Annotated in this window: 1 protein-coding gene; it reads right to left on the minus strand. The window is 62.6% G+C overall.

Annotated elements, in window-relative coordinates:
- A partial coding sequence (locus H6A60_RS12980) for a hypothetical protein (RefSeq protein ID WP_205105279.1) occupies positions 1 to 298 on the minus strand: 298 nt, incomplete at its 3' end.
- Between the last annotated feature and the right edge of the window lie 12 nt (positions 299 to 310).

Here is a 310-nt window from a genome sequence, read left to right on the forward strand (position 1 = left end):
AATAAAAACCGATCGCAGGCGACTGCGGAACGATGTCCGAGAGCGTGCGGATGATTTCGTCCTCGAGCGGCGCCATGCGGGAGCTGTGGAACGCATAAGGGAGCGCAAGCTTTTTGAAAAGCCCGCCCGCCCCCTTCACGAGCGGACGCAGCGCGTCGATCGACGCTTCGTCGCCCGAGAGCGTGTAGTTGTCGACGGCATTGAGGCCCGCAATTTCCACACCCGGATAGTCTGCGAGAAGCGCCTTGAGCTTCTCTTCGGGGAGCTTGGCGGCGGCCATCGTGCCGGAACCGAGCATGCGACCCTGCAG

The organism is Sutterella massiliensis (assembly GCF_016899755.1).
GTDB classification, from domain to species: domain Bacteria; phylum Pseudomonadota; class Gammaproteobacteria; order Burkholderiales; family Burkholderiaceae_F; genus Sutterella; species Sutterella massiliensis.